The 25,337-nt window shown below is 61.9% G+C and carries 26 protein-coding genes; 6 read left to right on the top strand and 20 right to left on the bottom strand.

Features of this window, described 5'->3' with window-relative positions:
• Positions 1–134: 134 nt before the first annotated feature.
• The 5 genes from WDB91_RS09125 to WDB91_RS09105 all read right to left on the bottom strand — a co-directional run bounded on the left by WDB91_RS09125 (position 135) and on the right by WDB91_RS09105 (position 6,266).
• On the bottom strand, positions 135–1,268 hold the full coding sequence (locus WDB91_RS09125; RefSeq protein WP_339112254.1) for a FliM/FliN family flagellar motor C-terminal domain-containing protein: 1,134 nt from the start codon (positions 1,266–1,268) through the stop codon (positions 135–137).
• Positions 1,269–1,378: 110 nt separating this feature from the next.
• Entirely contained in the window at positions 1,379–4,087 is a 2,709-nt protein-coding gene (locus tag WDB91_RS09120; protein ID WP_339114494.1) for an ATP-binding protein, read from the bottom strand.
• Positions 4,088–4,142: 55 nt separating this feature from the next.
• Positions 4,143–4,412 carry a hypothetical protein gene (locus WDB91_RS09115; RefSeq protein WP_339112253.1) on the bottom strand — a complete coding sequence of 90 codons (270 nt, stop codon included), beginning with the start codon at positions 4,410–4,412 and terminating at the stop codon, positions 4,143–4,145.
• Complete coding sequence (locus WDB91_RS09110; protein WP_339112252.1) at positions 4,399–4,824, bottom strand: response regulator; 426 nt, start codon at positions 4,822–4,824, stop codon at positions 4,399–4,401. Before WDB91_RS09110 ends, WDB91_RS09115 begins: the two co-directional genes overlap by 14 nt.
• Before the next feature lie 71 nt (positions 4,825–4,895).
• Positions 4,896–6,266: a short-chain fatty acyl-CoA regulator family protein gene (locus tag WDB91_RS09105; RefSeq protein ID WP_339112251.1), complete on the bottom strand. Its 1,371-nt coding sequence runs from the start codon at positions 6,264–6,266 to the stop codon at positions 4,896–4,898.
• A gap of 154 nt (positions 6,267–6,420) precedes the next feature.
• On the opposite strand from WDB91_RS09105, the gene WDB91_RS09100 reads away from it, so the two are divergent.
• Positions 6,421–7,614, top strand: a complete 1,194-nt coding sequence (locus tag WDB91_RS09100) for a mechanosensitive ion channel domain-containing protein (RefSeq protein WP_339112250.1) — start codon at positions 6,421–6,423, stop codon at positions 7,612–7,614.
• On the opposite strand, the gene WDB91_RS09095 is transcribed toward WDB91_RS09100, so the two are convergent.
• The 10 genes from WDB91_RS09095 to WDB91_RS09050 all read right to left on the bottom strand — a co-directional run bounded on the left by WDB91_RS09095 (position 7,615) and on the right by WDB91_RS09050 (position 17,000).
• Positions 7,615–8,058 (bottom strand): hypothetical protein, encoded by a 444-nt coding sequence (locus WDB91_RS09095; protein ID WP_339112249.1) that lies wholly within the window; start codon positions 8,056–8,058, stop codon positions 7,615–7,617.
• Between the two features lie 119 nt (positions 8,059–8,177).
• Positions 8,178–9,161, bottom strand: coding sequence for an ABC transporter substrate-binding protein (locus WDB91_RS09090; RefSeq protein WP_339112248.1), 984 nt, complete (start codon positions 9,159–9,161; stop codon positions 8,178–8,180).
• A 53-nt stretch (positions 9,162–9,214) separates the two neighbouring features.
• The gene (locus WDB91_RS09085) at positions 9,215–10,057 is read right to left on the bottom strand and encodes an ABC transporter permease (protein ID WP_339112247.1); all 843 of its coding nucleotides are present in this window, start codon (positions 10,055–10,057) and stop codon (positions 9,215–9,217) included.
• Positions 10,054–10,917, bottom strand: coding sequence for an ABC transporter permease (locus tag WDB91_RS09080; RefSeq protein ID WP_339112246.1), 864 nt, complete (start codon positions 10,915–10,917; stop codon positions 10,054–10,056). Before WDB91_RS09080 ends, WDB91_RS09085 begins: the two co-directional genes overlap by 4 nt.
• A 108-nt stretch (positions 10,918–11,025) precedes the next feature.
• Positions 11,026–11,805 carry an ABC transporter ATP-binding protein gene (locus tag WDB91_RS09075; protein ID WP_339112245.1) on the bottom strand — a complete coding sequence of 260 codons (780 nt, stop codon included), beginning with the start codon at positions 11,803–11,805 and terminating at the stop codon, positions 11,026–11,028.
• Between the two features lie 81 nt (positions 11,806–11,886).
• Positions 11,887–13,341, bottom strand: coding sequence for a dihydropyrimidinase (gene hydA / locus WDB91_RS09070; RefSeq protein WP_339112244.1), 1,455 nt, complete (start codon positions 13,339–13,341; stop codon positions 11,887–11,889).
• Between the two features lie 64 nt (positions 13,342–13,405).
• Positions 13,406–13,798 carry a tautomerase family protein gene (locus WDB91_RS09065; protein WP_339112243.1) on the bottom strand — a complete coding sequence of 131 codons (393 nt, stop codon included), beginning with the start codon at positions 13,796–13,798 and terminating at the stop codon, positions 13,406–13,408.
• A 175-nt stretch (positions 13,799–13,973) separates the two neighbouring features.
• Entirely contained in the window at positions 13,974–15,224 is a 1,251-nt protein-coding gene (locus tag WDB91_RS09060) for a Zn-dependent hydrolase (protein ID WP_339112242.1), read from the bottom strand.
• Between the two features lie 499 nt (positions 15,225–15,723).
• Positions 15,724–16,149 (bottom strand): hypothetical protein, encoded by a 426-nt coding sequence (locus tag WDB91_RS09055; RefSeq protein WP_339112241.1) that lies wholly within the window; start codon positions 16,147–16,149, stop codon positions 15,724–15,726.
• Positions 16,150–16,373: 224 nt separating this feature from the next.
• Positions 16,374–17,000 (bottom strand): TetR family transcriptional regulator C-terminal domain-containing protein, encoded by a 627-nt coding sequence (locus WDB91_RS09050; RefSeq protein ID WP_339114493.1) that lies wholly within the window; start codon positions 16,998–17,000, stop codon positions 16,374–16,376.
• Positions 17,001–17,280: 280 nt separating this feature from the next.
• On the opposite strand from WDB91_RS09050, the gene WDB91_RS09045 reads away from it, so the two are divergent.
• Positions 17,281–18,174 (top strand): hypothetical protein, encoded by an 894-nt coding sequence (locus tag WDB91_RS09045; protein ID WP_339112240.1) that lies wholly within the window; start codon positions 17,281–17,283, stop codon positions 18,172–18,174.
• Positions 18,175–18,240: 66 nt separating this feature from the next.
• Here the strand turns inward: WDB91_RS09045 and preA are convergent, their stop codons facing one another.
• Positions 18,241–19,539, bottom strand: coding sequence for an NAD-dependent dihydropyrimidine dehydrogenase subunit PreA (gene preA / locus WDB91_RS09040; RefSeq protein WP_339112239.1), 1,299 nt, complete (start codon positions 19,537–19,539; stop codon positions 18,241–18,243).
• A 3-nt stretch (positions 19,540–19,542) separates the two neighbouring features.
• Entirely contained in the window at positions 19,543–20,886 is a 1,344-nt protein-coding gene (locus WDB91_RS09035; RefSeq protein WP_339112238.1) for an NAD(P)-dependent oxidoreductase, read from the bottom strand.
• Positions 20,887–20,900: 14 nt separating this feature from the next.
• Between WDB91_RS09035 and WDB91_RS09030 the strand changes: the two genes are divergently transcribed.
• From WDB91_RS09030 to accC, 3 genes are all read left to right on the top strand, one after another.
• Positions 20,901–21,077 (top strand): hypothetical protein, encoded by a 177-nt coding sequence (locus tag WDB91_RS09030; protein WP_339112237.1) that lies wholly within the window; start codon positions 20,901–20,903, stop codon positions 21,075–21,077.
• 75 nt (positions 21,078–21,152) lie between these two features.
• On the top strand, positions 21,153–21,644 hold the full coding sequence (gene accB / locus WDB91_RS09025) for an acetyl-CoA carboxylase biotin carboxyl carrier protein (protein WP_339112236.1): 492 nt from the start codon (positions 21,153–21,155) through the stop codon (positions 21,642–21,644).
• A gap of 10 nt (positions 21,645–21,654) precedes the next feature.
• Positions 21,655–23,001, top strand: coding sequence for an acetyl-CoA carboxylase biotin carboxylase subunit (accC, locus tag WDB91_RS09020; protein ID WP_339112235.1), 1,347 nt, complete (start codon positions 21,655–21,657; stop codon positions 22,999–23,001).
• 91 nt (positions 23,002–23,092) lie between these two features.
• Here the strand turns inward: accC and WDB91_RS09015 are convergent, their stop codons facing one another.
• Positions 23,093–23,803 carry a class I SAM-dependent methyltransferase gene (locus tag WDB91_RS09015; protein ID WP_339112234.1) on the bottom strand — a complete coding sequence of 237 codons (711 nt, stop codon included), beginning with the start codon at positions 23,801–23,803 and terminating at the stop codon, positions 23,093–23,095.
• A 72-nt stretch (positions 23,804–23,875) separates the two neighbouring features.
• Between WDB91_RS09015 and aat the strand changes: the two genes are divergently transcribed.
• The gene (gene aat / locus WDB91_RS09010) at positions 23,876–24,514 is read left to right on the top strand and encodes a leucyl/phenylalanyl-tRNA--protein transferase (RefSeq protein WP_339112233.1); all 639 of its coding nucleotides are present in this window, start codon (positions 23,876–23,878) and stop codon (positions 24,512–24,514) included.
• On the opposite strand, the gene WDB91_RS09005 is transcribed toward aat, so the two are convergent.
• Together WDB91_RS09005 and WDB91_RS09000 are read right to left on the bottom strand one after the other, a co-directional pair.
• Positions 24,478–24,861 carry a DUF2155 domain-containing protein gene (locus tag WDB91_RS09005; protein WP_339112232.1) on the bottom strand — a complete coding sequence of 128 codons (384 nt, stop codon included), beginning with the start codon at positions 24,859–24,861 and terminating at the stop codon, positions 24,478–24,480. The genes aat and WDB91_RS09005 overlap by 37 nt on opposite strands.
• A gap of 4 nt (positions 24,862–24,865) precedes the next feature.
• Positions 24,866–25,240, bottom strand: a complete 375-nt coding sequence (locus WDB91_RS09000) for an NADH:ubiquinone oxidoreductase subunit NDUFA12 (protein WP_339112231.1) — start codon at positions 25,238–25,240, stop codon at positions 24,866–24,868.
• Positions 25,241–25,337: the final 97 nt, after the last annotated feature.

Raw genomic sequence — 25,337 nt, 5'->3', positions numbered from 1 at the left:
GCCCCGCCTCGCAAAATCCCACGCGGACAGGGCCAATCCAGCCCTGCCTGCCCACCGCTTACGGCAAGCAGTGGTCGTCTCGCAAGTCAGAGCTGCGCAAATTCCTCAAATTCAGGTCCGGATCGCCGCGGGGTCTAGCCGCCGGTGCCGGTCCGCTGGTTCTCGTCCTCCTCGAAGGCGCTGAAATCCATCGCGGGGAAGCCGCCATCGCCTGCATCATCGCCGCCCAGGCCGCCCAGATCCATCGCGGGGAAACCACCCTCGTCCGCGTCACCGCCCATTGCAGGGAAGCCACCCTCCGCTCCGGTCATTCCGCCGAAGGGATTATCGCCCACCGACATCGCGCCCAGATCGGGTCGGGTGGTCAGCTCGTCAAGCTCGTTGATCTCGGTGCTTTCAGCCTCGTTGGCGGTCAGCCGGAGCGCGCGACGCCCGCTATGCTGGCCAAGCTTCGCGGTGCCCATACGGCGGCCGTCCACCCCTTCCACGCGTAGTTTTTCCAACGCCTCACGCGGGATCGGTATCTCGACACCGGGCTTGAAACTCATCACACCCGACAGCGGCATCGACCAGCGATGCAGCACAGCCGTCAGTTCCGCCCGCGTGCCCATCACGGTGCTCTCCATCTGCTGCGCCCAGAGCGCCTCGGCCTCGGGGGCACCCGCATCCTCGGCGGTGGCCGCCAGGACACGCTCGCCCCTGCCCCGCGCAGGCACAGCCCAGAGCATGGAGACCTCGCGGTCCATCGCCTGTCCGATCTGCATGGTGATCGAGAAAACACGGTAGGTGATCTCTTCGAGAATCAGCGACAGTGGCCGCGGATCGTCGAAAAAGGACAGATAGCGGAACCCGCCCGCCCAGATGATGTCGTCACTATCGGCGAGCGCTTCTTCCAGCCCTTCAAGGAGCGAATCGAGCACGCCCTGCACCATGGAAGCATCGACCCGCGTGGGCCGTCGCGGCCCGGGCTGGATCCGCGACAGCACCCCCATCGTCTGCACCTCGATAAGCGAGGAGAACGTGATCGGCGGCAAGGCCACAACCCCAAACGCCTCTTTCGGCCCTTCCAGAACGCAAAGCATCGGCTGCTCGGGAAAAACTTCCATCAATTCGGTCAACGAGACCTGACTCTGTTCGACACGCAACACCTGCAGCGGAAGATCCAGCGTATCTTGCGCAACCTTTGCAAAGACATACCGGATGGCGCGCTCGGGCGACACAGGGCCGCCAGAGGCTGCAGCCTTGGCCGCATCCGTCTTCTTTCGCAAGATTGTTGAAGGCTTCTGATCCACCATGTTATCCCACTTGTACCCGAACCGAGGGTGACACAGGGCAGCCTCGCAGATCAGGGTTTACAAAACCTTTAACGCAGCAATGATTACAAACCATCTTTCACATCAACCACATTTTTTACGCTGCGAAGCGGCGCACGCACCCGGAACGCGGCCCCGCCCTGCCCCGGAAGATAGTCGATAGACCCGCCCAGATTACCCAGAATCTCCTTGCAAATCGCAAGACCCAGCCCGGCCCCGCCTGCTTTAGCTGTATCGGTAAGTCGTGAAAATTTCTCAAAGATCAGATCCTGCTCGGCCTTTGGAATGCCTTGCCCGTTATCGATGAAATCGATCTGGGCAAACTCCCCGTCCCGCCGCACTTCGATTCGCAGAACCGGCTTTGCTGCAACGCAGTATTTGCGTGCATTGGTGATGAGGTTGATGAAGACCTGCACCAGCCGGTCGCCATCGGTAATAAGCCCGACATGTTCGCTCGGGAAGTCCCGTTCGATGCGCAACTGGCCCGCCTCATGCCCCGCCTCCGGCCCTGCGGCCTGTGTCGCGCGGTCCAGCAGATCATGCAAATTCGTGGCCCCGATATGTAGCTGCACCTTGCGATGTTCAAGCACCGAGAGATCCAGAAGATCATCGAGCAGACGCGTCAGGCGCCGGGCTTCGTCGAGGATGATCTTCGCATAGTCGCGCCGCATCGCCTCGGGGAGATCCGGCTCCATCAGGATCTCGGAGAATGCGCGGATCGAGGTCATCGGCGTGCGCAGCTCATGGCTGATCTGGCCCAGAAACGCGTCTTTTTGCACCGAGATGCGGGTCAGTTTGTCATTGGCCTCGCGCAGCTGGCGCGCGACCTGCGCAAGCTCTTCGGATTTGGTCTCGAGCTGATAGGAATGTTCTTTTATGTCAGCCGCTTCGCTGGCCATATTGATCAGATCCCGGACCGAGATCACCCGCCCGCCCGATAGCTGCGCCAGCATCGCATGGGCCGTGGCCGAGCCCACCGAGCCGGCCAGCCGCCGCTCCAGCGCTGTCAGGAAATCTCGGGTGGGGTCAGGCAGCCAGCCGGTTTTACCCTGCCGTGCGGCCTCTTCCTGAAAGAAACGCTGCGCTACCTGCGCGCCAAGGATACGCTGCGCCATCGAGAGGTAATCCTCAGCCTCGGCCACCGCCATATGCCAGCCCCGCGGCCCCGGCCCCTCCTCGTAGATATTGACGAAGGCCACGCCCTGCAGACGTTCCAGAGGCGGCGGGAAAGACAGCAGCGACAGCGTCACATAGCCCGTCACGTTGAAAAACAGTGACCAGAACAGCGCATGTAACAGAGGGTCCATCCCCTCCAGCCCGAAAAGCGCCTCGGGACGGAGCCAGCCGATCCCCCACGGCCCCTCTGCCAGCATCTGCGCCGACATCAGCCCCCCTTCCCCGAAGGACGGCACAAAGAGCGTATAGACCCAGATCGCGCCCCCCAAGAGCAACCCTGTCAGCGCGCCCTGATGGGTGCCACCGCGCCAGTAGAGCCCGCCCAGGAGCGCCGGAAGCGTCTGCGCCGCGCCCACAAAGGCAATGAGCCCGATCTCGGCCAGCGCCCCCTGACCCGACAGCCGGTAGTAGCCAAAGCCCAAGCCCATTACCAAGGCAATCGCCACGCGGCGCGACATCAGCACGATATGGCGCAGATTGCTGTTATGGGCGGGCCACAGCGCCAGCCAGAGCGGCGTCACGATCTGGTTCGAGATCATCGTGGCCAGTGCAATGGCCGCCACGATCACCATCGAGGTCGCAGAAGAGAACCCGCCCAGAAAGGCCAGCAGTGCCAGCCAGTCATGGCCTTGCGACAATGGCACCGTCAGGACGAAAAGATCGGGATTGGCGCCCTCCGGCAGAAGCTCCAGCCCCATTACCGCAATCGGCAGCACGAAGACCGAGATCAGCGCCAGATAGGCCGGAAAGGCCCATGCGGCAAAGGCCAGATGCCGTTCCTCGACATTCTCGACCACCAGCACCTGAAACATCCGCGGCAATGTCAGGATCGCCGCCGCCGACAAAAGCGTCAGTCCCATGAAGCGACCCGGCTGCGGCACCCAGTCCTGCGTCGCGTGCAGATCGATGCGCTCCATGATCGGCCCCCAGCCGCCCCCCAGGACCCAGACGACAAAGCCGCCCACCGCCAGCACCGCCACCAGTTTCACCACCGCCTCGAGCGCAATCGCCATAACGACCCCATGATGGCGCTCCCTCGCATCCAGATTACGGGTGCCGAAAAGGATGGCAAAGGCCGCAAGCCCGATGGCAATCCACATCGCCCAACTCTGTTTGGCATCACTTACCGGGACCGTTCCGCCATCGGCCACGGGCACCGCAAAGGCGCTCAGGCTCTCGGTCACAGATTGCAGCTGCAGCGCGATATAGGGGGTGGCGGCCAGCACAGCCAGCAGGGTCACCACCACGCCGAGACTGTTCGATTTGCCATAGCGGGCCGAAATCAGATCGGCCACCGAGGTCACCCTTTGCGCCCGCCCCACCTGCACCAGCTTGCGCAGCAGCCACCACCAACCGCAAAACACAAGGCTCGGACCCAGATAGATGGTCACGAACTCTAGCCCGGAGCGCGCGGCATAGCCCACGGCCCCGTAGAAGGTCCATGCAGTGCAATAGATCGACAGCGACAGCGTATAGACCCACGGGCTTTGCAGGATGCCCATATGTCCACGGCGCGCCCGCCCCTCGGCCCAGAAGGCCACCCCGAACAGGAGGATCACATAGGCCAGACAGACGAGGATCAGCCCATCAAAGCTCATGCCCGTAAGCGTCGCCTGCTCCAGCCCCGTTCCGAAGACGCCCGTCATCCGGGCGCTAGTCATCGCGGTCCTCTGGCTGCGTCCCCGCCTCGGCCAGCACATGCTCCAGCCTGCGCGAGAGGATTGCCGTCACCACGATCAGCCCGGCCCAGACGGCAAACAGATAGAGCCCCAGCGCCGCCACATGTGCGGGCCGGAGGACGAAGAACCCGGGCAGCACGAACAGGACCAGCCCCAGAAGCGGCAGGAGCCGCAGCGCATCCATCACCCTCCGCAGCCGATAGGAGCGCCGCGCCAGAAACAGCGGGGCCTTAGCCGGTGCCATGCGAGAGCCCTTGGTTCAGGCCGGTCTCCGTCGTGCCACGCCCCGGGGCCAGAATCCCGTCGATCGCTTCCAGCAGATCGGCATTGGCGAAGGGTTTGGCCAGAAAGGCCGTAGCTCCCGCCTCATCGGCCGCAGCGCGGTCACGCGCCTGTCCCCGTGCGGTCAGCATCAGGACAGGGATCGCCTTCAGACCCGGATCCGCGCGCAGGGCCGCAAGTATCTCGAGCCCCGAGCATCCCGGCAGCATCATATCCAGAATGATCGCATCGGGCCGCGTCTCGGCAATGGCCGCCATCGCCCGCGCACCATCCGCCTCGCTGGACACCGCAAAGCCGCGCCGCGTCAGAATGAACCGCAGCGCTTCGGTGATATTCGGTTCGTCCTCAATCAGAAGAACATGGTCTTTCGGCATGCCCGTCTCCTTCTCCCGCTCCGACTATCCCCCGCGAGGGGAACCATGTCAAATCTTCCCGACACCCCACGCTACCCCAGATCCGAGCGCACGGTGCCGAGGATCGAGGGTTCCCGCCGTGCGGTGCAGGCCGTGCGCGGGCAGATCCGGCAGGTGACCCCGATAGGACGGCGCGGACCGCTGGCCAGCGCGGGAGAAAGCGGCACGATCAGCATATGCGAATGCAGCACCAGCGGCTGGCCAAATCCCTGCCCCGCCGCCTGCGGCACGGCGATGGAATAGGTGGCGAAACTCTGGCTCACCCGTCCCGCGATCTCTACGTCATGGCGCAGCGGCTGCATCGGCTGGCGCAACGCCTCATAGATCGGCCAGAGCCCGCAACCCGCCCCGTAACGCGGCAAGGCAAAGCCTGTGCAGGGCCTGCGGAAGATGATCGCGCCCGACGCATCGCAGATCACGAGACCCAGTTCGGGCGCATGCACATGGCCCGCCGGAAGCTGGGCCAGACGGCGCAGAACCAGACCGGCGGGCACGCCCAGATCCGTCGCAATCGCCCCGGGCGCGAGCCCGTGCCGCGCCAGCGCCGCCTCCAGCGCGGCCATCGGCAGCGCCCTGATATCTTCGCGCATGAGCCCCAGCCAGTTGCGCACCAGCGCGCGCGCCGCCTCGGAGGCAAGACTGCGCGCGCCCGTGACGATGGCATCGATACCGGCAGCGGGGTCGGCCTCCAGTTCGGCCACATGCCAGTCCCGTTCGCGCAACCATGCTTCCATCTGCTCGAAAGGGCCGGACTGGGCGAGATCCGCTCCGCTCTGGCTGTCGAGATAGCCCACCAGCGCCTCCGCCGCGCCCGACAGGCGCAGGCTCTCGCCGGAAATCGTCTGCAGGAACCGCGCCTGCCATTCTGGCTCGATCTGGGGCTCGTCGGTCAGGATGGCCGCCGTAGAGCGCAGGCTGGTGACGGCCGAGATCACCTCATGCAGCCCGTCGATCAGGAACGGATCCTCCGACAGCCGTTCGGAGAGTTGCTCGACCAGCCGGTTGAGCCCCGTAATCTGGCGCTGGCGGTCCGACAGGAGCGCCGCCCATCCCGGAAAACGGCCCACAAATTCCTCGATCCGGTCAAGCTCTGCCACAGGCGCCGCCAAGGGAGAGGACACCGCCCTGGCCGGGCTGGCAGCCTCGGTCGGCAGGGAGGCCGCCGCCTCGCGCAAATTGTCAAACAGCGCCCCCTCCGCCCCCTCGGCCAGCGCCAATGTTTCGACCTCTAGAGCCTCGGCGATCTGGACCAGAAGCGGATCGGCTACCCGCCTGCGGTTATGCTCGATCAGATTGACATAGGCCGCCGACATGCCAATGCGCTGCGCCAGATCCGCCTGTTTCATACCAAGTGCCATCCGCCTTTCGCGGATGCGCGTGCCGGTCAATGCCGCGCGTGCCATGCCATTCTCCCCCAAACCCCTTTCGGGGCCTCTTCTCAAAGGGATAGCGCACCAAACCCCATGTTGGAAGCAAAATGCCGCTTATCACAGGCACCTGCCTTGACATCAGCGCGCTGCGCCGCAGCATATAGGCAAACCATCAGCGGAGAAGACTATGGCCACCGACACCACGCCCGAGGCGCTGGACGCGTTACCCGACGGATTGCAGACCCTCGAGACGGCGGTGAGCGATGTGATGGAGACAGCGGTCGATCAGGCCACGCTCTACCTGCCGGACTGGACCGTGTCCGTTATGGTTTTCGTCGTATGTTTTGTTGCTGCGCTCGCGCTGCACCGGATGGTGCGCTCGACACTGGACCGGATGGTGCGCAACAAGGATCTGTTCTGGCGCTCTCTGGTGACGCGTTCGACCAAGCCGCTCCGGCTGTTGCTGATCATCATCGCGCTTGGCGTGGGGGTGAATGCCGCCCCGATCTCCGCCGAGACAGCGCGGCTGTTCAGCCATCTTCTGCTGGTGGCCTTCATCCTCTGTCTGGCATGGATCGGCCATACCGCGCTCTATATCTGGACGACGCTGCATATGCGCCGGTTCAAGCTGGATGCCGAGGACAATCTTCTGGCGCGCAAACATGTGACCCAGACCCGTATCCTGTTGCGGGTGGCCAATGTGGCCATCGTCGTGCTGGCGGTGGCGGCCGCACTCATGACGGTGCCCGCCGTCCGTCAATATGGTGTCTCGCTGCTGGCGGCGGGTGGTGCCGCCGGTATCGTGGTGGGTCTTGCGCTCCAGCCGATCCTGAAAAACCTCATCGCCGGTATCCAGCTGGCCCTGACCCAGCCGATCCGCATCGATGATGCGCTGATTGTCGAGGGGGAATGGGGCTGGGTCGAGGAGATCACCTCGGCCTATGTCGTGCTCAAGCTCTGGGACTGGCGCCGTCTTGTGGTGCCCCTGAGCTATTTCATAGAGCAGCCGTTCCAGAACTGGACCCGCGACAATGCAGAACTGATCGGCACCTGCATGTTCTATCTCGACCATTCCGCAGATGTGGGCAAGCTGCGCAAAGTCGCGCAACAACTGGTCGCACAGAACCGCCTCTGGGATGGCAAGGTCTATGCGATGCAGGTCACGGATTTCCGCGAGCGGGTGATGGAGATCCGTGTGCTGGTCTCGGCGCGCACGGCGCCGCGCGTGTTCGACCTGCGCTGCGAGACCCGCGAGGCGATCATCGACTACATCCAGCGCGAGATGCCCCATGCCCTGCCACGCACCCGCGCAGAGGCCAGCATCAATGCCGAGCCGGGCACAGGACGCAGCCTGCAGGACAATCTGTCCCCCTTGGGCTGATCACTGGAACTCGCGGAATTTCATGCCGTAATTCGTGGCCTTGTGGCTGCATTCGCCGACCGTGAATTCCAGCCATTCCTTCCGCGGATTGGGCCGCTGCACACGGTCGATATCGCGGGTCAGTTGCACCCGCGCCTTCACAAGCGCAGCGCCCATACCGCTCCCACTGATCTCGCGCAGACGCGTCATCCAGAAATTGCGCGCCTCGCTCAGATAGGACCCGGGCGGCACACGGTTGGGATGGACATCCTCCGCCACCACCATGCAATAGGCCGCCTCCACAGCCTCCGAAGGTGTGTTGAACAGATAGGAGGCAGGTGCGGCGAACTGGCTTTGCGACACGGCATAGAACGCCCAGCCAAAGCCCCCCAGCATGGCCGGAAACAGCCCCCATTTGACCCAGGCGGGAAGCCCCTCTTCCTGATACGGTCTCGATCTACTCATCACGCCCTCCTTTGGGCCTCTCTACCTCAGAGTCGCAGAGCGCGATGAAAATACGATTAAAATGTAAAAGACGCGCGGGATTACTCCCGCGCGCCTGGACTTTCCCGATCAAGACCGCCTTATTCGAGCGCCTCGTTGGTGATCTCCAGCGTATAGGCTCCCTCCGGCTTTTTGGTGATGACCGGGTCGGAACCGCCATTCATAAGCACTTCGACCGTGCGATCATAATCTGCCGGATCAAGCGCGCCGTTCGAACCCGCGGTCAGCTTGGCGACCTCGGCCATCATGCGCTTCTGGTGTTCTTCGGTCTGCGCGCCGGTCATGTCGTTATCGAGCACAATCTCGGCCGCCTCGTCGGGATTCTCCTCGGCCCATTTCCAGCCCTTCATCGAGGCCCGGACGAACTTGACCATCTTCTCCTTGAAGGCCGGATCTTTCAGATTATCCTCAAGCACATAGAGACCGTCTTCCAGAGTGGCCACGCCCTCGTCCTCGTATTTGAAGGTCACGAGATCGTCGGGCGAAATCCCCGCATCGATGATCTGCCAGTATTCGTTATAGGTCATGGTCGAGATACAGGCCGCCTGCTTCTGCAGCAGCGGATCGACGTTGAAGCCCTGTTTGAGCACGGTCACGCCGCCCTCCGACCCATCGGTCGGGATACCCAGCGTGCTCATCCAGCTCAGGAACGGGTATTCATTGCCGCCAAACCACACGCCCAGCGTCTTGCCCTTGAAATCCTCGGGCGAGGTGATGCCGCTCTCCTTGAGGCAGGTGAGCATCATACCGGAGGATTTGAACGGCTGCGCGATATTGACAAGCGGGAGCCCCTTCTCGCGTGCGGCCAGCGCCGAGGGCATCCAGTCCACGGTCACATCGGCGCCACCACCGGCCATCACTTGCGTGGGCGAGATATCGGGTCCACCGGCGAGGATATCCACATCGATCCCCTCGTCATCGTAAAAGCCCTTGTCCCTCGCGACATAATAGCCCGCAAACTGCGCCTGCGTGACCCATTTCAGCTGCAGCGTCACATCGGCGGCAAAGGCCGGGCTTGCGGTGGCAAGGGCTGCAAGCGCTGCGCCCATCATCCAGTTCTTCATCTTACTCTCCTGTTGATTATCGTTTATTTCCATATCCCTGAAGCCCCCGTCGCTTATCCCCTTTGCGACGGATGCCAGAAGGTCAGCCCTTTCTCCACAAGCGCGATCAGCCCGTAGAATCCGGTCCCTGCCAGTGCTGCCACGGTAATCTCCGACCAAACGAGCGCCATGTCGAGTTGCCCCACCGCCGTCGAGATCCGAAATCCCATGCCCCGAGTCGGAGAGCCGAAAAATTCAGCAACGATCGCGCCGATCAGCGCCAGCGTCGTGGCAATTTTCAGCCCGTTGAAGAGGAACGGCAGCGCCGCCGGCAGGCGCATCTTCACCAGCGTCTGCATATAGCTTGCCCCATAGGTGCGCATCAGATCGCGCTGCAGCGGATCTGTGGCTTTGAGGCCCGCAACCATATTGACCAGCACCGGAAAGAACACGGTGACAATCACCACCGCTGCCTTGGACTGCCAGTCAAAGCCGAACCACATGACGAAAATCGGCGCGATCCCCACAATCGGCAAGGCGGCCAAGAAGTTCCCGACCGGCATCAGCCCGCGCTCCAGAAACCGCGAGCGGTCCACCAGAACCGCCACCACAAAGGCCGCAGCACAGCCCATGATATAGCCCGAGAGCGCACCCTTGAGGATGGTCTGGCGGAAATCGATCCAGAGCACGCCGGTCGAGGCGGCAAAACGCTCGGCAATCAGGCTCGGAGCCGGCAGGATCACCTGGCTCACGCCAAAGCCCCGCACGATCCCTTCCCAGAGCACCAGAAGCGTCACCCCGAAAAGAGCGGGCACAAAATAGCGCGCCCAACGGCGTTCCGGCCAACGCGCGGCAATGAAGGAATTCAGCGCAATCGCCGCAATCCAGAAGACAATCGCACAGATCAGAACGCTCATCTTGCCAGCCCCATTCTCTTCAATACGATCCTCTCGACGAGCCCGACCAACGCCACCAGCACCGCCGCCAGACAGGCCGCCGCAATCAGCGCCGCCCAGATCTGGATCGTCTGCCCGTAATAGCTGCCCTGCAACAGACGCGCCCCGAGCCCCGCCACAGCGCCCGCAGGCAGCTCGGCCACGATCGTGCCCACAAGAGCCGCCGCCACCCCCACCTTCAGCGAGGCAAAGAAATAGGCCATCGAGGACGGCAGCCGCAGCTTCCAGAACATCGCGGCTTTCGGCGCGCCATAGGTGCGCAACAGATCGATCTGCATCGCATCGGGCGCCCTGAGCCCCTTCACCATGCCCACCAGCACGGGGAAGAAACTTAAGTAAGCCGCAATCAACGCCTTGGGCAGCAGCCCCTTCACCCCGAGGGAGGCCAGCACCACGATCACCATCGGCGCAATCGCCAGAACGGGAATGGTCTGGGAGGCAATCGCCCAGGGCATGAAACTCATATCCAGCGCCTTGTTATGCACAAGCGCCACCGCCAGCAAAAGCCCCGCCACCGTCCCGATGATAAACCCGAGCCCCGTGGCCTCCAGCGTGATCCAGCCATGATAGACCAGAGACCGTTTCGAGGTGATCTTCTGCCCCGTGATCCCGTCCCATAGCCCCATCACCACCTGATGCGGCGCGGGCAGGACAGGCCGTTTCAGCCCCATCGTCTGCCCCAGCATATCCCAGAACCCCACACTCGCCCCCGAACGCTGCGCCTGATCATAGACCCATGCACTATTGAGCCAGACCGCCGCCCCGTACCAGAGGGCGATAATCGCCAGAATGACCGTCAGAACCGGAAAAACCCGCGTCATGCGCGCCCCTCCTTCCCGAGGTCCGCCCTTCCAGCGTCCCTAAATATCCCGGGGGGTTTGGGGGGCAGCGCCCCCCATCGGTTGATCATATCGTCACGCATGGACCCCTCACACATGGGCATGCCCTGCATGCAGACCCTCACGCACACGCTGCGCGATCTCGAGGAATTCGGGCGTATCGCGGATCTCGAGCGGGCGCTCGCGCGGCAAAGGGCTCTCGATCACATCGGTGATCCGCCCCGGACGCGGGCTCATCACCACGATCTTGGTTGACAGGTAAACCGCCTCGGGGATCGAATGGGTGACAAAGCCGATGGTCTTGCCGGTCCGTGCCCAGAGCGCCAGAAGCTCCTCGTTGAGCTTGTCGCGCACGATCTCGTCCAGTGCGCCAAAGGGCTCGTCCATCAGAAGGATATCTGCATCGAACGACAGCGCCCGCGCAATCGAGGCGCGCTGCTGCATACCGCCAGACAGCTGCCACGGGAACTTGCGGCCGAAGCCCTTCAGATCCACCAGCTCCAGCACCTTTTCCACCCGCGCATCCATCTCGGACTTGGGATAGCCCATGATCTCCAGAGGCAGCTTGATATTTCCGGCGATGGTGCGCCACGGATAGAGCCCCGCTGCCTGGAACACATAGCCATAGCTGCGCGCCTTGCGCGCCTCGTCGGGCGAGATCCCACCCACCGTCAGCGCACCCGATGTGGGCGTCTCGAGCGCGGCAATACAGCGCAAAAACGTCGTTTTGCCACAGCCCGATGGCCCGATAAACGACACGAACTCGCCGCGCTCGATGGAGAGGTTCACATCCTTGAGCGCCTGCACCGGCCCGTCATTGGTCTCGAAGACCAGATTGACGCCGCGGGCTTCAATAATCGGTTTCTTCATTTTCCCCGTTCTTCCATCCGACCCGTTTTCCGGGCTCTGTAGGTGAGGATGCCCAAGTTTATGGGCATCCTGCAAGAGATCTCAGACGCCGCTGGCCGGAATACCGGCGCGGACGACCGGCCGCGGTGCGGTCAGCTCTTTCCATGTCGACAGCGCCTTGGACACGGCCGTCCCCGGCGGGCGCGAGACAAACTGCCCATGCCCTTCGGGGGCCTCGACGCGGCCCTCGGTCGCGGCAACAACACCGCGCGAAAGGGTGTAACGCGGCAAGCCCTTCACCTCCTTGCCCTCGAAAACATTGTAATCGATGGAGGATACCTGCGTCTTGGCGGAAACCACCTTGCTGGCCTGCGGGTCCCAGACCACCAGATCCGCATCCGCACCCACAAGGATCGCGCCCTTCTTGGGATAGATATTCATGATCTTGGCGATATTGGTCGAGGTCACGGCCACGAATTCATTCATCGTGATGCGGCCCGTATTCACCCCGTAGGTCCAGAGCATCGGCATCCGGTCCTCGAGCCCGCCGGTGCCATTGGGGATCTTGGTGAAATCCCCCACGCCATAGCGTTTTTGTTCGGTGGTGAAGGCGCAGTGATCGGTCGCCACACAAGACAGCGTGCCAGAGGCCAGCCCCGCCCAAAGGCTATCCTGATGCTGTTTGTTGCGGAAGGGCGGCGACATCACACGGCGTGCCGAATGGTCCCAATCCTTGTCGAAATACTCGCTCTCATCGAGCACCAGATGCTGGATCAGCGGCTCGCCCCAGACGCGTTTGCCCAGCATCTTGGCACGGCGGATCGCCTCATGGCTCTCCTCGCAGGAGGTATGGACTACATAAAGCGGCACGCCCGCCATATCGGCAATCATGATCGCGCGATTGGTGGCCTCGCCCTCCACAATCGTCGGGCGCGAATAGGCATGGGCCTCGGGGCCGGTATTGCCCTCAGCCAGAAGGCGGGCCGACATCTCGGCCACCACATCACCATTCTCGGCATGGACCATGGGCAGCGCGCCCAGCTCGGCACAGCGTTTGAACGACGCGAACAGCTCGTCATCATTAACCATCAGGCTGCCCTTATAGGCCATGAAATGCTTGAAGGAATTGATGCCGCGCTCGGTGATGGTCTTCATCTCGTCAAAGACCTGCTCGCTCCACCATGTCACCGCCATATGGAAGCTATAGTCACAATGCGCGCGGGCAGCCTTGTTATCCCATTTACGCAGCGCATCGAGCATGCTCTCGCCCGGATTAGGCAGGGCGAAATCGATCACCATCGTGGTGCCGCCCGAAACCGCCGCAGCCGTGCCCGCGTCGAAATCATCCGACGAATATGTGCCCATAAAGGGCATCTCCAGATGGGTATGCGGGTCGATACCGCCCGGCATCACATAACAGCCCTCGGCCTCGAGCACCTTATCGCCCTTGAGGCCAGTGCCGATCTCGATGATCTGGCCGCCCTCGACCAGCACATCGGCCTTATAGGTCAGATCGGCGGTCACGATCGTGCCGCCCTTGATGACGGTTGTCGTCATTGAACTCTCCCTTGGTATCGCGAGACGGGCGGGGAATCCCCGATCCCGTCCCGCGAGGGAGAGATCAGGCCAGTTCGCCCGTCAGGAATTGCGCCTGACCGAAGCCGAAGCTCCAGTCGGCCTTGGTGTTGGACATGACCGACACCATCAGATCCTTGGGATCGAGCCCGATGGCTTTCTCCAGCTTGGTGCTGAGGATGTCGTAGAATTTCTGCTTCATCTCGTCGGTGCGCGGCGACGAGAAGACCTGCACGAGGATCGGGCTGGGGCCGCGTTTGAACCCCAGACCGGTATCCTCCAGAACCATATGGCCCGGCTTGTGCGGCGTCACGATCTGGTAGCGGTCGCCTTCCGGCACCCCGAAGGCTTCCAGAACCGCCTCGTGACCCATATCGAGCATGGCTTTGATCTCGGTCTCGGGGCGGCCCTCGATAACATGAAACTGGATAATCGGCATTTGGTCTCTCCTTCATTGTCGCAATGGCGCAACCGCTCGGGATCGCGTCTTCTTGGCAATGAGATCGGTCCATCAGCCCCATGTTTCAAGCATCCTTATTGCAGGTCTGGCTTTGCGAAAATGCTGGTATGCGTCAGGCGAATGCCATTGGATGCCACATTATCCGCAAAATACATCAGCTCACGATCTCCGCGGTTTCCAGCACGGCGTGGCACAGCACATCGCAACCGGCCGCGGCCCATTCGGGGCTGATTTCCTCGGCCTCGTTATGCGACAGACCATCCACACAGGGGCACATGATCATCGTGGTCGGCGCCACTTTCGCCGCCCAGCAGGCGTCGTGACCGGCCCCCGAGATAATATCCATATGGCTATAGCCCAGACGTTCGGCGGCATTGCGGACATTGGTCACCAGTTCCGGCGCAAAGGTCACAGGGTCGAAATGGCCCACAGGATCGATAGCGCAGCCCACACCGATCTCGGCGCAGATCTCGGCGGCTCGGGCCTCGATCTCGGCGCGCATCGCATCGAGCTTGGCCTGATCGGGGGTGCGGATATCGACCGTGAACACTACCTTGCCCGGCAGCACATTGCGCGAGTTGGGGGTGAAGGTCACCTGCCCCACGCCGCCCACGGCGCCCGGTTGGTTCTTCATGGCCACATCCTGCACCATCTCGAAGATCCGGCTCATGGCAAGGCCCGCATTCACCCGCATATCCATCGGCGTGGAGCCCGTATGCGCATCCTTGCCGGTCAGCGTGAACTCGAGCCACCACAGACCCTGACAATGGGTCACAACACCAATGGATTTCTCGGCGGCCTCAAGGATCGGGCCCTGTTCGATATGATATTCGTAATAGGCATGCATCTTGCGCGCGCCAACCTCTTCCTCGCCCTTCCAGCCGATACGCTCCAGCTCGGCCCCATAGGTCTTGCCCTCCAGATCCTTGCGCGAATAGGCGTGATCAAGGCTGATTTCTCCGGCAAACACCCCCGAGGCCAGCATGGCGGGCGCAAAGCGTGCACCCTCCTCATTGGCCCAGTTGGTCACCACGATCGGATGTTTGGTCTTGATATTGAGGTCGTTAAGAGTGCGCACCACCTCGAGCGCGGCCAGCACGCCCAGCACCCCGTCATATTTCCCGCCCGTGGGCTGGGTATCGAGATGGCTGCCGATATAAACGGGAAGCGCATCGGGGTCCTCCCCTGCACGGGTGGCAAACATCGTCCCCATCTTGTCGACGCCCATCGACATCCCCGCCGCTTCACACCAGCTCTGGAACAGGGCGCGTCCTTCGGCATCCTCGTCGGTCAGGGTCTGGCGGTTATTGCCCCCCGCGACGCCCGGCCCGATCTTGGCCATTTCCATAAGACTATCCCAAAGGCGTGCGGAATCGATGCGGAGGTTTTCTCCGGGTGCAGACATATTCAAATACTCCCTGTCACCGGAGCGTCTTGCGGGGGCGCTCTCGTTGTGACGAATTCGTTTCTGACCAAGTGGTCAACTTTATTGAGCACCCCTGCCCGAAACGGGTCAAGGCTTTGCCGGATCTGTCTCGGGATGAACGAAAAAACTGCGAAAAGACGCCTATTTTTTTGGCACCCACCTCCAGCGATATCTCGATGTTAGACGCTAGACCGCACGGTCAGTCCGTGGCTGCAATGCCGGTCTGCACCAGACGCAAAAAGTGCAGAGCGATGCGCTATGGACGAGTCGGGCCATGATGCGCCCGCCCAGCTCTGTCTCCGTTTGCAGACAAGCCGGATCGGACGTCCTCACGCACCAATTCGGAAGCCTGCCAAATGCAGCTCCCGGCGTAAGAGATATTCTTGCGGCGCAGAAACAGGTTTGTGCGGATCATGCGTCATCATTCGGGCCTGGCACCGCCCAGCGCGGGAAGCCACGATAGGTCCGCAGTCGGGCCTTAGCGGGTTACATCCAACACGCTCATCGCCGTAGCTCTCTCGGCTGCATGAGGCGACGCGCCGCCTACCCTATCTGCGGGCCCCGAAACCACGTCCACGGAAGGGTCTACAGACGCGGACCAGCCCGTCTCTGTCTGGAAGAGTTCATGGGTTAAACTGGAATAGGCCGCACCAAATCCAGCCTCCATATCGGCAGAGGACTGACTCGGGAAGGTGCTCGCCCGCACCCGTGCCGCCTGCTGCTCGAGCAGGGACACGCGAAAGGCGGGGCTAGGCCCCGCAGGCAGGGACAGGATCTCGTTATCCGCCACATTCGTCTCGACGTCTTCTTCCGACAGGCTATCGGAGAGCGTGTCGCGCGCCGCAACGGTCTTTGCCAGAGCCTCGGCCCTGCCAGAACCGGATTGACCCGATTGCGTGTCCACATTTGCCCCTTGCCCGCTATTGGTTGATGACGCCCCAACCATGGCTTCGACCGTCGTCGCAGGAGCGACTTTCGGCAGAGACGACATCAATAGCGGCGACCAACCAACCGGGGGCAGAAAACCCGATATGCGATCCATCACCATGGCCCTTTCCCAAGAGCCCCCACGTTCAAAGCGTGACTCGGAGTTGTTACCGAAACCTTAAGTGTTGCAGAAAGACGGGGTTATAGTGAATCGTCCCGAGCGTCCTTGCAGGGATCAACCGAAAGCAACCGGTTGAATAGGAACTCCAGAAATACCTCCGCCTCTGCGAAAGGATCGCGCTCCTGCCCCAGAACGGTGCGAACCTGCACATCGAAATCCGCATAATGCTGCGTCAGTGACCAGATGGAGAATATTAGATGATGCGGATCAAGGCGGGCGAGCTTTCCCTGATCGATCCATGTTTGAATGATACCTGCCTTCTCATCCACCAAAGTCTTAAGCTGCCCTGCCAGCCCCTCGTGGAAACGTGGCGCGCCTTGCAGAACCTCATTGGCGAACAGCCGTGATTCGCGCGGCATTTCGCGCGACATTTCCAGCTTGCGGCGCATATAGGTCATGATCTCGGTCTTCGGATCACCTTCGGCTGTCATCTCGTTCAGCGGCGCCAGCCACAGATCCAGGAGCCCCGACAGAAGCTCCACATGGATCGCCTCTTTCGAAGGGTAGTAATATAGAAGATTTGGCTTCGACAGCCCGGCCTCGGTGGCGATCTGGTCCAGCGTCGCGCCACGGAATCCATGTGCCGAAAATACCTCCAGCGCCGCCTCGAGAATTGTCTGGCGATTGCGTTTCTGGATACGGGTCAGGGGTTTTCCACTGCTTTTGCCCGCAGCAGCCTGCACCGCCGTCGAGACAGGCCCTTTTGCTCCGGTGGTCTTGCTTTGCTTGGCGGCAGACAAATTCTTATCGGTCACTCATTTCCTCCGGGCTTCCCTTCCGGCATAGCCAGCAATACAGATTTCATCAAGTTTCCATCTCGAAAAATGCCCTTACATGACACCGGAAATGCCCCTCCGCGCGAAACTGTCATTGGCTGGAGCACAAAGAGGCTGATATGATGCTTGGCGCAATTCTTTTTCGGTGCATATGATGAGATCACGCTCCCTGCCCTACCTGCTGACCGGTGCATTGGTGGCAGCCTTCCCTGCAACAGTTCTGCCCCTGCCCGCCCATGCGGCCTTGCAGAGCTGCGAAACCTCGATCCGCGGCAAGACGAGCCAGTTCGTCTATGACGACAGCAACCCGCGCGTGGAAGAAAGCCTCAGCCTGCGCGAGAAGATCTTCGGCTCGCGCGGCAAGGTCACCTGCCCCGGCATCGTGACCCTGCGTGCAATGACGCCCGAACTGGACGATACGGGCCGCGCGCCGTTCTGCCTGCAATGGGACAAGGATGCCGATACCTATATTGGCTATGCGCAGGGCGCGCGTGACGGGTTCGGCCATTGCGAGCAACCCTCGCGTAGCTTCTGCGAGAGGGTCAACGGCTCTGGCGACGCCGCCAAGCAGATGACCGAGAATACCAACGGTTTTGCCAAAGATGTTGCAGGTAATGTCGCTGGCGACAAGATCGGCTCCATCGTGGTCAAGACCACGGGCGACAAGCTGAAGGGGCGGCTGAAGGATGCGGGCGTGGCGGCCGTTGCGGCGGCTTCTCCGGTCGGCCTTGCCGCCGTGGCCGTGACAGCGGTGGCCGTGGGCGGCACGATGTATGTCTGCTCCGAGAAAGGCGCCAAGGGCGCGGATGTCGAGGGCACCACCGAGCAGATGCCCGATGGCACCAATGTCGACGCAGCGCTCGCCAATCCCGATGACGGGGCCGAGCTGCTGGGCTCGGAACTGCCGATGATGACCGATACCAAGGCCATTACCCCTTCCGTCACGCAGCCCGTGCAAGAAGGTCCGCTCAACGCCATCAATCCCGATACGGGGATCGGCGTGACCGAGCCCGATGCCGATATCTCCAACAAGAACAAGCACTGAGCCCCTCCACCCTGTGACACGATATCCCTACAATGGAAAAGGGCCGGATCGCTCCGGCCCTTTCGTTCATTCCGCTGCCTGCGAGGCCGGATTATTGGGATGGGTCGTCCAGTTCGCATAGGGCGCGACCTCGCGCCCCGTGCGCGGATCCATCTCGCCCAGTTCCAGCTCGCGCATTGTGATGCACTCCACCGGGCAAACATCGACACACAGATTGCACGCCACGCATTCCTCATCCTTCACCGAATAGACACGATCTTCGCTGACGGCGATGGCCTGATGGCTGGTATCCTCGCAGACCGCATAGCAACGCCCGCATTTGATGCAGTCATCCTGATTGATCTCGGCCTTGGTCACATAGTTGAGGTTGAGATACTGCCAGTCGGTGGTATTGGGCACCGCGCGACCCACCAGCTCGTCGATCGAGGTGAAGCCCTTCTCGTCCATATATTGCGACAGACCCGAGATCATCTCCTGCACCACCTTGAACCCGTAGGTCATGGCCGCCGTGCAGACCTGCACATTACCCGCCCCGAGCGCCATGAACTCGGCGGCATCGCGCCACGTCGTCACACCACCGATCCCCGAGATGGGCAGACCTGCGGTTTCGGGCGAGCGGGCGATCTCGGCCACCATATTCAGCGCAATAGGCTTCACCGCAGGGCCACAATAGCCGCCATGCGACCCCTTGCCATCAATCGTCGGCTGCGGCGCGAAACTGTCCAGATCCACGCTGGTGATGGAGTTGATCGTGTTGATCAGGCTCACCGCATCGGCGCCACCGCGCTTGGCGGCCTCGGCGGGCTTGCGGATATCGGTGATATTGGGCGTCAGCTTCACGATCACCGGCTTATCGTAATACTGTTTGCACCAGCGGGTGACCATCTCGATATATTCCGGCACCTGCCCTACCGCAGAGCCCATGCCGCGCTCGGCCATGCCATGCGGGCAGCCGAAATTCAGCTCGATCCCGTCGGCGCCGGTTTCCATGACGCGCGGCAGGATCGCCTTCCATGCCTCCTCCTCGCAAGGCACCATGATCGAGGCGATCAGCGCGCGGTCGGGATAGTCCTTCTTGACGCGGGTCATCTCGTCGAGATTGGTCTGCAGGTCGCGGTCGGTGATCAGCTCGATATTGTTGATCCCCAACACGCGGCGGTCGGCCCCATAGACCACGCCATAACGCGGCCCCGAGACATTGACGACCGGCGGGCCTTCCATCCCGAGGGTCTTCCAGACCACCCCACCCCAACCGGCCTCATAGGCGCGGCGGACGTTATATTCCTTATCGGTCGGCGGCGCGGAGGCCAGCCAGAACGGATTGGGAGATTTGATACCGAGGAAATTGCTCGACAGATCGGCCATGTCTCAGCCCTCCATCAGGAAAGAGTGGATATCTTCAGCCGCATCGCGCCCCTGCGCGACCGCCGTCACGGTCAGATCTTCGCCGGCATGGGTGCAATCGCCCCCCGCCCAGACGCGGGCCATGCTGGTGCGCCCGATCCCGTCGGTGATGATCTTGCCACCCGCAATCTTGATCTCCTCGGGCGTGTCACCAAGCGTCTGACCGATGGCCTTGAAGCACTGGTCCGCCTTCAGACGGAAGGTCTCGTCGGTCATCTCCAGCCCGTTCGGACCAGCTTTGGCATAGGCAAACTCGATCTCGCGGACCGCACCATTCCCGATGATCCCCACAGGCGCCGCATGTTCGATGATCCGCACGCCCTTGGACAGCGCCAGATCCTGCTCGAAGCTTGATGCCGGCATCTCGGCGCGCGAGCGGCGATAGACGATAGTGACGTTGAGCGCGCCGAGAAGTTTGGCCTGCACCGCCGCATCTACCGCCGTCATGCCGCCCCCGATCACCACCACATCGCGCCCGATCGGCAACGCGGCCAGATCGGAGGCCTGACGCAGATCGGCGATGAAATCCGTCGCCGGAAGGATGCCGTCCTTCTCCTCGCCCTCGAGGCGCAGTGCATTCACCCCCGACAATCCCATCCCAAGGAAGACCGCATCATACTCGGCCAGCAGCTCGGCCAGATCGCCGTCCCCCTTCCGGCCAAGCATCCAGTTCTCGACCATCGTGATGCCACCGATCTGCATCAGCCACGCCACCTCTTTTTGCGCGAAATCATCGGGCGCCTTATAGGAGGCGATCCCATATTCGTTCAGGCCACCCGGCTTGCGGCGGGCATCATAGATGGTGACCTCATGGCCTTTCAAAGCCAGACGGTGCGCCGCCGACAGGCCCGCAGGCCCTGCGCCAACCACGGCCACCGAGCGCCCGGTCAGCGCCGCGCGGGTATAAGGATGGCTCTGTTTTGCCATCAGCGTATCGGTCGCATGGCGCTGCAGCAGGCCGATCTCCACCGGTTTGCCTTCGGCCGTCTCGCGCACACAGGAACCTTCACAAAGGTTTTCCGTCGGACAGACGCGCGCGCACATGCCCCCCAGAATATTACTGTCAAAGATGGTCATTGCGGCAGCCTCGGGCGTGCCGGTCGAGATCTGCCGGATGAACAGCGGAATATCGATGGAGGTCGGGCAGGCCGTGACGCAGGGCGCGTCATGGCAGAAATAGCACCGGTCCGCGGCCACCCGCGCCTCGTGGTTATCCAGAGGCGGATGGAGATCGCTGAAATTCGAGGCCAGAGCCTCCGCGTCGGTCCGCCCCGCCACTATTCCGGCTGTGAGCTGGCTGTTGGACATGATGCCCTCCCTGCTTGCAACTTTTTCCCAGCTTGCGCACCTTTTATTTTTTATCAAATGGTAAAATAACAAATGCGGCAAAAATTTCGATCATTGCCAAAGAACTGGTCGATGACCCTCTCACTGCCGTGATTTTCAGCAGCGCCGAGATGGCTCTTGGCGCTTTTCACCGCGCCATGCTTGGCGTATAAGCCCCCCAGAACGCCTGTGGACAAAGGATCATTGGCATTCCACACAGGCTATAACACGCACCTTTCGAGGACCTCATGAGCAACAATATCCGTGAAACCGACGTCGCCTTCATCCAGGCGCTAGCCGAGCTTCTGAATACGAATGATCTGGCAGAGATCTCCGTCACCCGCGAATATGGCGAGGATGACAGCCTGAAGGTGCGCGTCTCGAAACAGTCGACTGTTGTGACCCAGGTCGCAGCTGCGGCACCTGTTGCGACGCCCGCACCTGCCGCAGCTCCCGCTGCCGCCCCTGCTGCTGCCGCTCCCGCCGCCGAAGATCTCAGCGCCCATCCGGGTGCGGTGACCTCGCCCATGGTCGGCACCGCCTATCTGTCGCCCGAGCCGGGGGCTGCCGCCTTCGTGACCGTCGGCGCGCAGGTCAAGGAAGGCCAGACCGTGCTGATCATCGAAGCGATGAAAACCATGAACCACATTCCGGCGCCGAAATCGGGCACCGTGAAGCGCATCCTCATCGATGACGCATCGCCCGTCGAGTTCGGCTCGCCCCTGATGATCATCGAATAAGGCAGAGCCAATGTTTGACAAGATCCTTATCGCGAACCGGGGGGAGATCGCGCTGCGCGTGATCCGCGCCTGCCGCGAAATGGGCATCGCCTCGGTCGCTGTCCACTCGACCGCCGATGCCGATGCCATGCATGTCCGCATGGCGGACGAATCGGTCTGTATCGGTCCGAACTCGTCCTCCGAGAGTTACCTGAAAGTCAGCCAGATCATCGCGGCCTGCGAGGTCACCGGCGCGCAGGCGATCCACCCGGGCTATGGCTTTCTGTCCGAAAACGCCGCCTTCGTGCAGGCGCTCGAAGATCACGGCATCACCTTCATCGGCCCCTCGGCGGAACATATCCGCATGATGGGCGACAAGATCACCGCCAAGGAAACCGCAAAACGTCTGGGCATTCCGGTCGTTCCGGGCTCTGCCGGTGGTGTGCCCGATATCGAGACCGCGCGTGAGGTCGCCGAGGGTATGGGCTTCCCCGTTATCATCAAGGCCACCGCAGGCGGCGGCGGGCGCGGCATGAAGGTCGCGACCTCGCTCGAGGATCTCGAAGTAGCCTTCCGCACCGCGCGTTCGGAAGCCAAGGCCGCCTTCGGCAATGACGAGGTCTATATCGAGAAATACCTCCAGAAGCCGCGCCATATCGAGATCCAGGTCTTCGGTGATGGCAAGGGCCGTGGCGTCCATCTCGGCGAGCGTGATTGCTCGCTGCAGCGCCGCCACCAGAAGGTGCTCGAAGAAGCCCCCGGCCCCTGCATCACCCCCGAGGAACGCGCGCGTATCGGCAAGATCTGCGCCGACGCGATCGGCGAGCTGGGCTATGCCGGCGCCGGCACGATCGAGTTCCTCTACGAGGATGGCGAGTTCTACTTCATCGAGATGAACACCCGCCTGCAGGTCGAACATCCCGTCACCGAAGCGATCTTCGGCGTCGATCTTGTGCGCCAGCAGATCCGTGTGGCGGCAGGTCTCGGCATGGAGTTCACGCAGGACGACCTCAAGATCAACGGCCATGCTATCGAAGTCCGGATCAATGCCGAGCGCATCCCGAACTTCGCGCCCTGCCCCGGTAAGGTCACGGCCTTCCACGCACCGGGCGGTCTGGGTGTGCGGGTCGATAGCGCGCTCTATGCGGGCTACAAGATCCCCCCCTATTACGACAGCCTGATCGGCAAGCTGATCGTGCATGGTGCCGACCGTCAGGAAGCGCTTGCCCGCCTCCACCGCGCGCTTGGCGAGATGATCATCGACGGGATCGACACCACGATCCCGCTATTTGATGCGCTTCTGCAGGAGCCCGATATCCAGTCCGGAAATTACTCGATCCACTGGCTCGAGAAATGGCTGAAAGCGAAATACGAGTAACGGTTTCGCGTCCTGTCCGGACGGTGCCACAGGCGCCAGAATAGCAACAAGGCCGCCCGTTCAGGGCGGCCTTTCCGTTTGGTTTGCGGCGCTACAGATCCTTCGGGCGCAGCAGGCAGGTATAGCGCCGTTTCTCGCCTGCACGGTAGTAATCCCCCACAAAATCGCGCTGGCCTTCAGGCAGTTCCGCCCAATCGACCCATTCGATATCGAAGCCCTGCACCTCGGCGATCAGGTCCATTGCCTTGCGCGAGGGGATCCCGATCGCCGTCACCTCCTGCCCCGCGAACTGGGCAATCGCATTCAGGTCCTTATGCGTCCGCTCGCGCTGCAGCGCGATCACGGCACCCGGTCGGTCGAGAAACTCGCTATCGACTACCACCAGCTTCGGCCCCAGCTGACGCACCAGATCGAAGAGCCGCATATGGTCCATGACATGATAGAGAATGCCCAGCACACCCACGACATCATAGCGCCGGCCCGCATCGATCTCGGCCTGCATACCCGCAAAAATATCACCGCATTTGAGCGTGACCTTTTTCTTCAGATGCTCGCGCGGAAACTCGGCAAAGCGGTCGATCAATGGCTGGCGGCCTTCGATCCCCACCACCTCCTCCGCACCCGCCGCCGCAAAGGCATAGGCCCAGCGGCCATCATGCGCGGCCAGATCCAGCACACGCTTACCCGCAATCTCGGCCTCGAGCGGCTTGATGACCATGCGATGGCGGGCATTCATCCGCGCCACCGTTCCCGGATCTTCGGAATACCGGTCGATCTCCGGCAGAAAGTCAAAGAAACCCATTATTTGCGCTCGCTCTCAATTCGGTCCATCCTCACAATAGCACGACCCTAAAACGATAATGCAGGCAATAAAATGGCAGAATCGCTGACCGCAGAGCTCCTGCTTGCAGGCTATGCCAATGGCATTTTCCCCATGGCCGAAAGCCGCGACGACCCACGCCTCTACTGGTTCGAGCCGAAACTGCGCGGAGTGATTCCCCTTGAGGGTTTCCACCTATCGCGCTCGCTGGCCCGCGAGATCCGGCGCATGCCCTATCGGATCCGCGTCAATCACGCGTTCCGCGCCACGGTCGAGGGCTGCGCCGCGCGCGACGAGACATGGATCAATGAGGCGCTCTTCTCGCTTTATGACCAGCTCCACATGCATGGGTTTGCCCATTCGATGGAGGTCTGGGACGGCGATGCGCTTGTAGGCGGGCTTTTTGGGGTGACCCTTGGCGGCGCATTCTTTGGCGAATCGATGTTCTCGCGGCGCAAGAATGCGTCGAAAATCGCGATTACCTATGTGGTGGACAGGCTCAAAACCTGCGGCTTCACGCTATTTGATACGCAGTATCTGACACCGCACCTCGCCAGCCTCGGCGGGATCGAGATCCCCCGCGCGCAGTATCGTGCACAGCTGGAACAGGCTCTGGAGGTCAAGGGCGACTTCGCGCGCCGCCATCTCCCATCAGCTCAGGAGTTGGTGCAGCGGATGACCCAGACGTCGTAACGCTGGTTATCCAGCGCCGAGAGCGCAGGGCTCGACGCGATCATCCAGCCGGAAAAGGCTGTCTTGTCGGCCTGGCTGTCATGGATGGTCAGATGGGCGAAAGCGTTGGAGCTGGGGTCGTCGGACGGATAGCGGCACTGGTCCAGCGTCACTTCCAACGTGCCATAGGTCACCGATTGCCCCGTTTTCAAGGCAATATCGGAGGCGATGCCATTGATCTTGTCGAGCCCGCGCAGCTGCGCGCCCGACGCATCGGCCAACCCCGTCATCACGCCGGTCTCCTGTGCCATGGCAGCAAAAGGAGAAAGGCCGAGAACGGCCACACAAAGAGACGTCAGAATACGCATTCTTCTACTCGGGCTGCCAGGCTTCGTAATCACGGCGCTCGACCGGCATTACGCGGCGCAGCGATCCCGCCGGCGCATAGGCTGCGGGCGTGCCGGTGAGGTTCTCCTCATGCGGCTTTTCCCATGTCTTATGGACCATCGGGCGCTCGGTCGGCGGCTCGGCGAAGGTATGGTGCAGCCAGCCATGCCAATCGGGCGACACGCGGCTTGCCTGGCTCTCGCCATTATAGATCACCCAGCGACGCTTGCCGTCCTTGGTCTGGTAGAAGATGTTGCCTTGCTCGTCCTCGCCGACTTTCTTGCCATTGCGCGACGACCAGATCCGCGTGTTAAGCGTCTGGCCATTCCACCAAGTCAGAATTTGAAGCAGGGTTTTCATCTTGTTCCTCCGCAGGCTTTCCCGAAGCCCCTTATATCGCAGCACGGGATAACGTCCAGTGCGCAGATATCCTCAAGCAACCGGAAGCCGGTCACAA

The organism is Thioclava sp. GXIMD2076, from assembly GCF_037949795.1.
Lineage (GTDB): Bacteria > Pseudomonadota > Alphaproteobacteria > Rhodobacterales > Rhodobacteraceae > Thioclava > Thioclava kandeliae.
This window is presented reverse-complemented; position numbering and strand designations above follow the sequence as displayed.

Bases quoted from the DNA above. Each gene is read 5' to 3' on its own strand.
- WDB91_RS09120 (WP_339114494.1), bottom strand. From the start codon at position 4,087: ATGAGCTTTGATGGGCTGATCCTCGTCTGTCTGGCCTATGTGATCCTC.
- WDB91_RS09115 (WP_339112253.1), bottom strand. From the start codon at position 4,412: ATGGCACCGGCTAAGGCCCCGCTGTTTCTGGCGCGGCGCTCCTATCGG.
- WDB91_RS09110 (WP_339112252.1), bottom strand. From the start codon at position 4,824: ATGCCGAAAGACCATGTTCTTCTGATTGAGGACGAACCGAATATCACC.
- WDB91_RS09105 (WP_339112251.1), bottom strand. From the start codon at position 6,266: ATGGCACGCGCGGCATTGACCGGCACGCGCATCCGCGAAAGGCGGATG.
- WDB91_RS09100 (WP_339112250.1), top strand. From the start codon at position 6,421: ATGGCCACCGACACCACGCCCGAGGCGCTGGACGCGTTACCCGACGGA.
- WDB91_RS09095 (WP_339112249.1), bottom strand. From the start codon at position 8,058: ATGAGTAGATCGAGACCGTATCAGGAAGAGGGGCTTCCCGCCTGGGTC.
- WDB91_RS09090 (WP_339112248.1), bottom strand. From the start codon at position 9,161: ATGAAGAACTGGATGATGGGCGCAGCGCTTGCAGCCCTTGCCACCGCA.
- WDB91_RS09085 (WP_339112247.1), bottom strand. From the start codon at position 10,057: ATGAGCGTTCTGATCTGTGCGATTGTCTTCTGGATTGCGGCGATTGCG.
- WDB91_RS09080 (WP_339112246.1), bottom strand. From the start codon at position 10,917: ATGACGCGGGTTTTTCCGGTTCTGACGGTCATTCTGGCGATTATCGCC.
- WDB91_RS09075 (WP_339112245.1), bottom strand. From the start codon at position 11,805: ATGAAGAAACCGATTATTGAAGCCCGCGGCGTCAATCTGGTCTTCGAG.
- hydA (WP_339112244.1), bottom strand. From the start codon at position 13,341: ATGACGACAACCGTCATCAAGGGCGGCACGATCGTGACCGCCGATCTG.
- WDB91_RS09065 (WP_339112243.1), bottom strand. From the start codon at position 13,798: ATGCCGATTATCCAGTTTCATGTTATCGAGGGCCGCCCCGAGACCGAG.
- WDB91_RS09060 (WP_339112242.1), bottom strand. From the start codon at position 15,224: ATGTCTGCACCCGGAGAAAACCTCCGCATCGATTCCGCACGCCTTTGG.
- WDB91_RS09045 (WP_339112240.1), top strand. From the start codon at position 17,281: ATGATGAGATCACGCTCCCTGCCCTACCTGCTGACCGGTGCATTGGTG.
- preA (WP_339112239.1), bottom strand. From the start codon at position 19,539: ATGGCCGATCTGTCGAGCAATTTCCTCGGTATCAAATCTCCCAATCCG.
- WDB91_RS09035 (WP_339112238.1), bottom strand. From the start codon at position 20,886: ATGTCCAACAGCCAGCTCACAGCCGGAATAGTGGCGGGGCGGACCGAC.
- accB (WP_339112236.1), top strand. From the start codon at position 21,153: ATGAGCAACAATATCCGTGAAACCGACGTCGCCTTCATCCAGGCGCTA.
- accC (WP_339112235.1), top strand. From the start codon at position 21,655: ATGTTTGACAAGATCCTTATCGCGAACCGGGGGGAGATCGCGCTGCGC.
- WDB91_RS09015 (WP_339112234.1), bottom strand. From the start codon at position 23,803: ATGGGTTTCTTTGACTTTCTGCCGGAGATCGACCGGTATTCCGAAGAT.
- aat (WP_339112233.1), top strand. From the start codon at position 23,876: ATGGCAGAATCGCTGACCGCAGAGCTCCTGCTTGCAGGCTATGCCAAT.
- WDB91_RS09005 (WP_339112232.1), bottom strand. From the start codon at position 24,861: ATGCGTATTCTGACGTCTCTTTGTGTGGCCGTTCTCGGCCTTTCTCCT.
- WDB91_RS09000 (WP_339112231.1), bottom strand. From the start codon at position 25,240: ATGAAAACCCTGCTTCAAATTCTGACTTGGTGGAATGGCCAGACGCTT.